This is a genomic window from Actinomycetospora sp. TBRC 11914 (assembly GCF_012933465.1).
Classification (GTDB): domain Bacteria; phylum Actinomycetota; class Actinomycetes; order Mycobacteriales; family Pseudonocardiaceae; genus Actinomycetospora.
Map to the genome: position 1 here is coordinate 1 of NZ_JABBND010000040.1, position 8,133 is coordinate 8,133.

Consider the following 8,133-nt stretch of genomic DNA (forward strand, 5'->3'; position numbering starts at 1 on the left):
AAAATGTCGCTATACCGACATTTAGTGCTCACGAGGCCGCAGGCCACCTACACGAGCCGCCGGTCCGACGCCCAGCGCGAGAGCTCGTGGCGGTTCGAGGACTGCGTCTTGCGCAGCACGCTCGAGACGTGGGTCTCGACGGTCTTGATCGAGATGACGAGCTCGGCCGCGATCTCCTTGTAGGCGTAGCCGCGGGCGAGCAGGCGCAGCACGTCGCGCTCGCGGCGGGTCAGCTGGTCGACCTCCGGGTCCACCGGCGGCGCGGCACCGGGGCGGTCGGCGAACGCGTCGAGGACGAAGCCCGCCAGCCGCGGGCTGAACACCGGGTCGCCGGCACGGACCCGCCGCACCGCGTCCGCGAGGTCGCGCCCCGAGATGGTCTTGGTGACGTAGCCGCGGGCGCCCGCCCGGATGACCGAGATGACGTCTTCGGCCGCGTCGGACACCGACAGGGCCAGGAACACCACGTCGGGGTGGTCGGACCGGGTGCGGGCGAGCACCGCGGCGCCGCCGCCCTCGGGCATGTGGACGTCGAGCAGCACGACGTCGGGGCGGTAGTGCCCGATGCCCGCGACGGCCTCGCCGACGGACCCGGCCTCGCCGACGACGGTGACCCCGGCGGCCGCCGGGCCCTCCAGCTCGGCGCGGACGCCGCGGCGGAAGAGCGCGTGGTCGTCGACGACGAAGACGCGGACGGGATCGTCGGTCCCGGGCTCGGTGCTCATGCCACCTCCTCGGTGGTGGTGGTGCGGGGGGCGTCCCCGGCGGCGGGGGCCGGCACCGCCCGGGGCAGGGTCAGGGCCACCTCGGTGCCCTCGCCGGGCGCGGTGCGGACCCGCACGGTGCCGCCCTGGCGCTCGACGCGGGTCCGGACGGAGTCGGCGAGGCCGTGGCGGTCGGCCGGGACGGCGTCCGGGTCGAACCCGCGGCCGCGGTCGCGGACGAACACCGCCACCGTGCCGGCCTGCCCGTCCCCGTCCGCATCCTCCGGGTCCTCCACCTCGGCGTACACGCTGATCTCGTCGACCCCGGCGTGCTTGGCCGCGTTGACCATGGCCTCGCGGGCGGCGGCGACGAGCGCCGCGGTCCGCGCGTCGTGCGCGGCGTCCCCGACGACCACGGGTGCGACCGTCACCGCGAACGCGTCCTCGACCTCCCCCGCCGCGGCCCGCAGGGCCGCACCGAAGCAGCGGGACGCGGCGGTCTCCTCGACCGCCTCCCCCGGCCCGGCCGGGTGGTCGCGCTCGCCGTAGAGCCATTCGCGCAGCTCGCGCTCCTGGCGCCGGGCCAGGCGCCGGACCTCCCGCACGGCCGACGACTCGTCGTCACCGGCCTCGGTGTGGCGCTGGATGAGCGCGAGGGTCTGGAGCACCGAGTCGTGCAGGTGGGCGGCGATCTCGGCCCGCTCCTCGGAGCGGATGCGCTCCCGGCGCTCGGCGGTGAGCTCGCGGGCGAGGCGCATCCACCAGGGCACAGTGAGCACGACGACGCCGACCAGGGTCGCCGTCGCCGCCAGCAGCCCGAACTGGACCGCGCCGACGTCGGTGCTGCCGAGCAGGAAGACCAGGATGCCGCCGGCGACGAGGACGACGCCGAGCACCGCACGGAGGACCCCGCCGCGGCCCGAGACGATCCGGGGCCGGCCGCGGCGGCGCGGTCCGCCCTCGGCCGTGGTGTCGCCGTCGGCCTCCCGCCACACCACCGCGGCCCCGACCAGGGCGATCCCGAGCGGGCCGAGGACCCAGCCGGACACCTGTTCGCCGACCGCGGAGAGCACGAGGGCCAGCGCGAGCCCGAGGGCGACGAGGCCGTAGCCCCGCAGCCGGTCGCGGTCGTCGACCTCCCGCTCGGTGCCCACCGGCTCGAGGGGGCAGAACGCCCAGAGCCCGCCGTAGGCGAGCACCCCGGCGCCGCCGAGCGCGCACAGCGCGGCGAGCACGATCCGGACCCGCAGCACCGGCACGCCGAGGTGGTCGGCGACCCCGCCGGCCACCCCCGCGACCACGGCGCCGCGACGGTGCCGCAGCACCCGGTGCGCGGGGTCCGGCGCCGCCGCGGGGTCGCCGGATGCCGCGTCGCGCAGCACCTCGGACTCGGTCACGGGACCCATCGTCACACGGGCGCGCCCCCGCGGACCTCGGGATCGTCCGGTCGCGGACCCCGGGAAAACCGGGGGTCCCCCGAGGAACAACACCGGGGAGCACCCGGACGCCGGGGGCCCCCGCGGTCCACGACGCTCGTCACCACGGCGCTGCCACGGCGCCACGGACATCCACGAGCGCCGGAGCCACCACCGGCGCCGCCGGGCGGAGAGGATGGAGCCCATGAGCGGGCCGGCCGGAACGGAGCGCGGGGACCGCGCACGGGCGGGGACCGACGTCGCGGGGGTCGCGCGGTCGGCCTGGGACACGCGAGCGGCCCGCCGCGGGACGGACAGCAAGATCGCGGGGGTCGCCGGGGCGATCGCCCGCCGCTACGACCTCGACCCGACGCTCGTGCGGGTGGCGTTCGTCGTGTGGACGATCGTCGGCGGCGGGCTCCTGCTCTACCTGCTCGGCTGGCTGGTCCTGCCGCCGGACCCGGCCGACCCGCCCCGCCGCGACCGGGCGGCGGGCGGTCGGGCCGCCCGCGCCGGGCACCGTCCGGGACCGCCGGTGGTCGTGGTCGTCGCGACGGTCGTCGTCGGGCTGGCGACGCTGATCCCGGCGTTCTCGGGGCGCGTCGTCACGCTCGTCGCGCTCGCGCTGGCCGGCCTCGCGCTGTACCTCGTGCATACCGCGCGGGCCGACCTCGGCGAGCCGGGCACGCCCGGCGCCCCGCCGGCGGTGCCGCGGTCGGGTCCGGCCCACCCCGCGGGCGACCACGACGACGAGCCCCCGGTCGCCTGGGACCCGCTGGGCGCGGCGCCGCGCGGCTGGAGCCTGCCCGCCGAGCCGCCCGCCCGGACCGTGGCGGGTGCCCCGGTCCGCGGACCGCGATCGGTGCTCACGCCCGTGACGCTGGCCCTGGCGCTCGTCGCGGCCGGACTGGCCGGGGCCGCCCTGATCCTCGGGCTGCCCGGCGTCACCCCGGCCTGGATCCCGGCGGCCGCCCTGGCCGTCGTCGGGCTCGGGCTCGTCGGCGGCTCGATCGCGGCGCGGCGGCCGCGCCGCGGCCTGGTGGTCGCGGCGATCCCGCTGCTGCTGCTCACCGTGTTGGGGTCGGTCGCGGCCTCGCAGCCGGGGTTCCGGCCGCCGTGGGTGGGCCCGGAGAACGGGATCGGGCGCGGGGCGGGCGACGTCACCGCGGTCCCGACGCTGGCCTCGGCGGTCGCCCCGGACTACCGCACCGGGCTCGGCGACGTCGACCTCGACCTGACCCGGCTCGCGGTCGCCCCCGGCGCGCCCCCGATCCCTACGACCGTCGAGAGCGGCGCCGGCGACGTCACGGTGCGGGTCCCCGCGACCGCCGACGTCACGGTGACCTGCGGCAACGGCGTCGGCGACATCGACTGCCTCGGCGTGACCCGGGACGTGACCGACCACGTCGACCTCGGCCCCGACGGCCCGGGCGGCCCCGTCGTCGACCTCACCGTCCACAGCGGCGCGGGCGACGTGGCGGTGCGCCGTGGCTGACGACGACCGGCTGGGCCCGGCCCCCACCTCGTGGCACACCCCGGACCAGCCCTACACGGTCCACGCCGACGCGGCGCTGGCGACCGCGCCCCCGGCCGCACCCCGGCACCGGTTCGACCCGCTCGCCCTGCTCGTCGGCCTGGTCTGCCTCGCGGTGGCCGCCCTCGCCGTCGTCGCGCCGGCGACGCTCGCATCGGTGGACCCGCGCTGGGTCCTGGCCGGCGCGGCCGTCGTCGTCGGGGGCGGGGCCCTGCTGGCGACGGTGCGGCGGCGCCGCTGAGCGCAGGCTCCGCGCGAGGGGAACCCCCGGTCGACTAGAACGGCCGGGGGTTCCCCTCGCGCACGTCCCGATCCCGGAGGCCGCCGCCGTGCAGATCGATCTCCACGTCCACGACGCCGACGTGCTCACCCTCGACGGCGAGGGCGTCGGCCGGCGTGCCCGGGGCCTCGCGATCCACCAGGGGCGGGTGCTCGCGGTGCTCGACGACGACACCCTCCCCGCGGGCCTGACGGCGCGGCGGCGGGCCGGGTGCGGCGGCGCGACCGTGGTGCCGGGCCTGGGCGACGCGCACAACCACATGGCGTGGTTCGGGCAGACCCTCGGCGAGATCGACCTCTCCCGGGCCGCCACCCTCGACGAGGTCTACGACGCGGTCGCGGGGCGGGCCGCCGAGCTCCCGCCCGACGCGTTCGTGGTGGGCGCGGGGTACGACGACGTCCGCCTCGGCGGCTCCCCGCACCATGCGGCCCTCGACCGCGCGGCCGGCGGTCGCCCGGTGCGGCTGCAGCACCGCTCGGGCCACGTGTGCGTCGGGTCGACCGAGGCGCTGCGCCGGGCCGGGATCCTCGACGCGTCCGGGCGTCGCGGGCGGGCCCCGGTGCCGGAGGGCGGGAAGGTGGTGCTCGACGACGAGGGCGTGCCCACCGGCGTCGTCGAGGAGGCCGCCCAGCCCCTCCTGGCGGACCTGCTGCGTCCGTTCGCGGTCGACGACGTCGTCGACGCCCTCGACCGCGCCTCCCGGGTGTACGCGGCCCAGGGGCTCACGCACGTCACCGAGTGCGGGATCGCCGGCGGCTTCATGGGCCGTACCCCGCGGGAGCTCGACGCCTACCAGCGGGCGCGGGAACGGGGGGTGCTGCGCCAGCGGGTCGTCGTCATGCCGGTCGGGGCCGTGCTGCACCCGGTGCCGGGCGGCGACGGCGTCACGCTCGACCTCGGCGCGCGCACCGGCTTCGGTGACGACGACCTGCGGCTCGGTCCCATGAAGATCTTCTTCGACGGCGCGCTGAGCTCGCGGACCGCGGCGATGGCCGCCCCGTTCGTCGACCGCGACCACGCCGGCTACTTCCAGGACGACCCCGGGGCCATGCACGAGACGGTGGTGGGCGCCCACCTGGCGGGCTGGACGGTGGCGGCCCACGCGATCGGCGACCGCGCCGTCGCCGCCGCCCTCGACGCCGTCGCCGACGCCCAGGTGCGGCTGCCGCGCCCCGAGGTGCGGCACCGCATCGAGCACGCCGGGGTGGTCTCCGACGCCGAGGTGCGCCGGTTCGCCGCCCTCGGCGTCACCCCGGTCCCGCAGGCCCGCTTCCTGCCCGAGATCGGCGACTCGATGCTCGCCGCCGTCGGCGAGGAGCGGGCCGACCTGCTCTACCGGCACGCGTCGTTCCTGCGGGCCGGGGTCCGCGTGCCGTCGTCGTCGGACCGGCCGTGCGTCGCCGACGGCCACCCGCTGCGCACGATGCAGGCGATGGTGCAGCGGCGGTCCTCGTCGGGGCGGCTGATCGGGCCCGACGAGGTCGTCGACGCCGTCACCGCGCTGCGCTCGCTCACGGTCGACACCGCCTGGGTCGCCGGCGACGAGGACCGCCGCGGCGTCCTGGCGCCGGGCATGCTGGCCGACCTCGTGGTGCTCGGCGACGACGTCACCCGCGTGGCGGCGGACCGCATCGGGAGCACCGAGGTGGTGGCGACGCTGCGCGGCGGCGAGCCCACCCACGGGGCCGCGGCGGTCGGGTGGGGCTGACGCCGGGTGCGAGGGGTCAGCCGAACCGGCCCGACGGCACCCCGGTCTCGGGCGGCAGCGCCCGCGGCGCGGGCAGCGACCCGGCGCCCCGCCCGCCCGGGGTCCCGTCCCCGCGCCCCGTCCGGTGGTCGCGCGGCACGAACGTGATCACCTCGCGGCACCCGAGGTCGAGGAGGAGCTCCACCACCCCCTCGGTCCGCTCGCGCTCCACGAGCAGCCGCACCGTGCTCCAGCTCGACGTCAGCGTGGTGACCTCGGGCGGGCGGGTGGAGTCCACGAGGCCCGTGGTCTCCTCGACGAGCGACGTCGGGCAGTCGTACTGCAGCAGCGCGGTGCCGCTCGCGGTCCCGGCGGCGCGCAGCCGGGCGAGGACCTGGGCCTTGACCAGCCGCGTCACGTCGTCGCGCGGGGTCCGCCCCTCCACGACGACGAGGTGGCCCACCCGGACACGAGCGAGGCGGCGCATCGCGCGCAGCGCGCCGGTCGGCTCGACGCGCGGGTCGACGACGGCGGCGACCGCGTCGGCGATGCCCAGCGCGACGGCGTGCTCGGTCGGGTCGAGCGGGATCACCCGCCGGGCCGCGATCGCCGAGGTGGCGAGGTGGCGGCGCACGAGGTTGGGCAGCGGGGTCGCGACCCGCGCGCCCTGCAGGTCGCCCTCGGTGCGCACCGCCGGGTCGGAGGTGAACAGCGCCAGCTCGTGGGGCCCGACGTCGAGACCGAGCGCGACCGGCACCGACACGGACGCCTCGTCGACGGTCAACGAGCCGGTGACGGCGAGGTGCAGCCCGCCCTCGGCCGCGTACATCGGGATGTCGCGCTCGGGCAGCTCGAAGACCTTGACCGGCGCGCCGAGGAGGGTCGGTCCGGCGAGCAGGCTCGCGGGCGACGTGCCGTAGCCGGTGGCGTCGAGCAGCGCGCGGGCGGCAGCGCCCACCGCGCCACGGTCAGGAACAGCGATGCGCAGCACCACGGGCCACCTTCTCCGGTCGCCGGCCGAGCCGGGTCCACGACAGTAGTCCGCTCCCCGACGATCTCGGGGAGGGGGTGGCCGCGCTGCCCCCTACAGTTTGCGCAACCGCAGCAGGGCGTCCGCGAGCACCTCGTCGCGCTTGCAGCAGGCGAACCGCACCTGGGTCTCGACGCCCTCCGGCGAGGCGTGGAAGACCTGGTTCGGCACCGCCGCGACCCCCACGCGCGCGGGCAGCGACCGGCAGAACGCGAGCGAGTCGGTCTCGCCGAGCGGCGCGATGTCGGCGGTGACGAAGTACGTCGCCTTCGAGTGGTAGACCTCCATGCCCAGCTCGCGCAGCCCGTCGGTGAGCAGGTCGCGCTTGGCCTGCAGGTCGCGGCCCAGCGCCGCGAAGCGGTCGTCGGGCAGGTCCAGACCGACCGCGACGGCGTGCTGCAGGGGTGTGCCGGAGGCGAACGAGAACCACTGCTTGACGTTCAGCACCCGTTCGACGAGCTCCGCCGGCCCGGTCGCCCAGCCGATCTTCCACCCGGTCACCGAGAACGTCTTGCCCGCCGAGGAGACCGTGACGGTCCGCTCGGCCATGCCCGGCAGCGTCGCGATCGGGATGTGGCGCTCGTCGTCGAACAGCAGGTGCTCGTAGACCTCGTCGGTGATCACCAGCAGGTCGTGCTCGACGGCCACCGCGGCCACGTCCTCGAGCTCGGCCCGCGAGAGCACCGCGCCCGTGGGGTTGTGCGGGGTGTTGAGCAGGATGACCTTCGTGCGCTCGGTGACCGCCGCCCGCAGCGCCCCGGCGTCGAGCCGGTAGTCGGGCGCCGCGATCCGCACCGGCACCAGGGTGGCCCCGATCAGCGCCCCGGTGGCCGCGTAGAGGTCGTAGAAGGGCTCCAGGGCGATGACCTCGTCGCCGGGCGCGACGAGGGCCATCAGCGCCGAGGACAGCGCCTCGGAGGCCCCGGCGCACACCACGACCTGGGAGGCCGGGTCGAGCTCGAGCCCGTAGAACCGCCGCTGGTGGGCGCAGATCGCCTCGCGCAGCGCCGGTACGCCGACCGCGGGCGGGTACTGGTTGAGGCCGCGGCGCATCGCGGCGACGGCGGCGTCGACGACCTCCTGCGGGCCGGGGGTGTCCGGGAAGCCCTGCCCGAGGTTGATCGCGTCGTACTCGACCGCCAGGGCCGACATCTCGCTGAAGATCGTCGTCGCCATGGTGGTCCATCCTCGCGGCTGCGGGGACGGACCACCACCACACGTCCACGGTCCAGCTCCGCTCCGCTCCGTGTCCCGGCGGCTCCTCAGACGACTGCGTTCTCGCCCCAGATGTCTTCGAGGTAGCGGCCGGCGCTGCGCAGGCCGGTGAACCAGGCCTCGGCGTCGGCGGCTCCGGTGAGGGTTTTGGTGCGGAAGATGTCGGTGAACGCGGCGCGGACGGCGGGGGCCATGGTGGCGGCGTTGCCGCAGACGTAGACCACGGCGTCGTGCTGGAGCAGCTCCCACACGGTGTCGGTTTCGTCGA

General features: G+C 77.0%; 8 protein-coding genes. 3 read left to right on the plus strand and 5 right to left on the minus strand.

From position 1 onward, the window contains the following. Positions 1–47 precede the first annotated feature (47 nt). Together HH311_RS30615 and HH311_RS30620 are read right to left on the minus strand one after the other, a co-directional pair. Positions 48–725, minus strand: coding sequence for a response regulator transcription factor (locus HH311_RS30615; RefSeq protein ID WP_169187520.1), 678 nt, complete (start codon positions 723–725; stop codon positions 48–50). Further along, on the minus strand, positions 722–2,110 hold the full coding sequence (locus tag HH311_RS30620; protein ID WP_169187521.1) for an ATP-binding protein: 1,389 nt from the start codon (positions 2,108–2,110) through the stop codon (positions 722–724). Before HH311_RS30620 ends, HH311_RS30615 begins: the two co-directional genes overlap by 4 nt. A 214-nt stretch (positions 2,111–2,324) precedes the next feature. On the opposite strand from HH311_RS30620, the gene HH311_RS30625 reads away from it, so the two are divergent. The 3 genes from HH311_RS30625 to HH311_RS30635 all read left to right on the plus strand — a co-directional run bounded on the left by HH311_RS30625 (position 2,325) and on the right by HH311_RS30635 (position 5,641). Continuing rightward, positions 2,325–3,614: a PspC domain-containing protein gene (locus HH311_RS30625; protein WP_169187522.1), complete on the plus strand. Its 1,290-nt coding sequence runs from the start codon at positions 2,325–2,327 to the stop codon at positions 3,612–3,614. Beyond that, a complete protein-coding gene (locus tag HH311_RS30630) occupies positions 3,607–3,894 on the plus strand; it encodes a hypothetical protein (protein ID WP_169187523.1) in 288 nt (95 codons plus the stop codon). Before HH311_RS30625 ends, HH311_RS30630 begins: the two co-directional genes overlap by 8 nt. 88 nt (positions 3,895–3,982) lie before the next feature. Continuing rightward, entirely contained in the window at positions 3,983–5,641 is a 1,659-nt protein-coding gene (locus HH311_RS30635; protein WP_211191037.1) for an amidohydrolase, read from the plus strand. A gap of 16 nt (positions 5,642–5,657) precedes the next feature. Here HH311_RS30635 and HH311_RS30640 read toward each other — a convergent pair whose 3' ends face one another. From HH311_RS30640 to HH311_RS30650, 3 genes are all read right to left on the minus strand, one after another. Beyond that, a complete protein-coding gene (locus HH311_RS30640; RefSeq protein WP_169187524.1) occupies positions 5,658–6,578 on the minus strand; it encodes a hypothetical protein in 921 nt (306 codons plus the stop codon). 126 nt (positions 6,579–6,704) lie between these two features. After that, on the minus strand, positions 6,705–7,826 hold the full coding sequence (locus HH311_RS30645; protein ID WP_169187525.1) for an aminotransferase class I/II-fold pyridoxal phosphate-dependent enzyme: 1,122 nt from the start codon (positions 7,824–7,826) through the stop codon (positions 6,705–6,707). Positions 7,827–7,912: 86 nt separating this feature from the next. After that, positions 7,913–8,133: hypothetical protein (locus HH311_RS30650; RefSeq protein ID WP_169187526.1), on the minus strand; the 221-nt coding region annotated here is incomplete at its 5' end.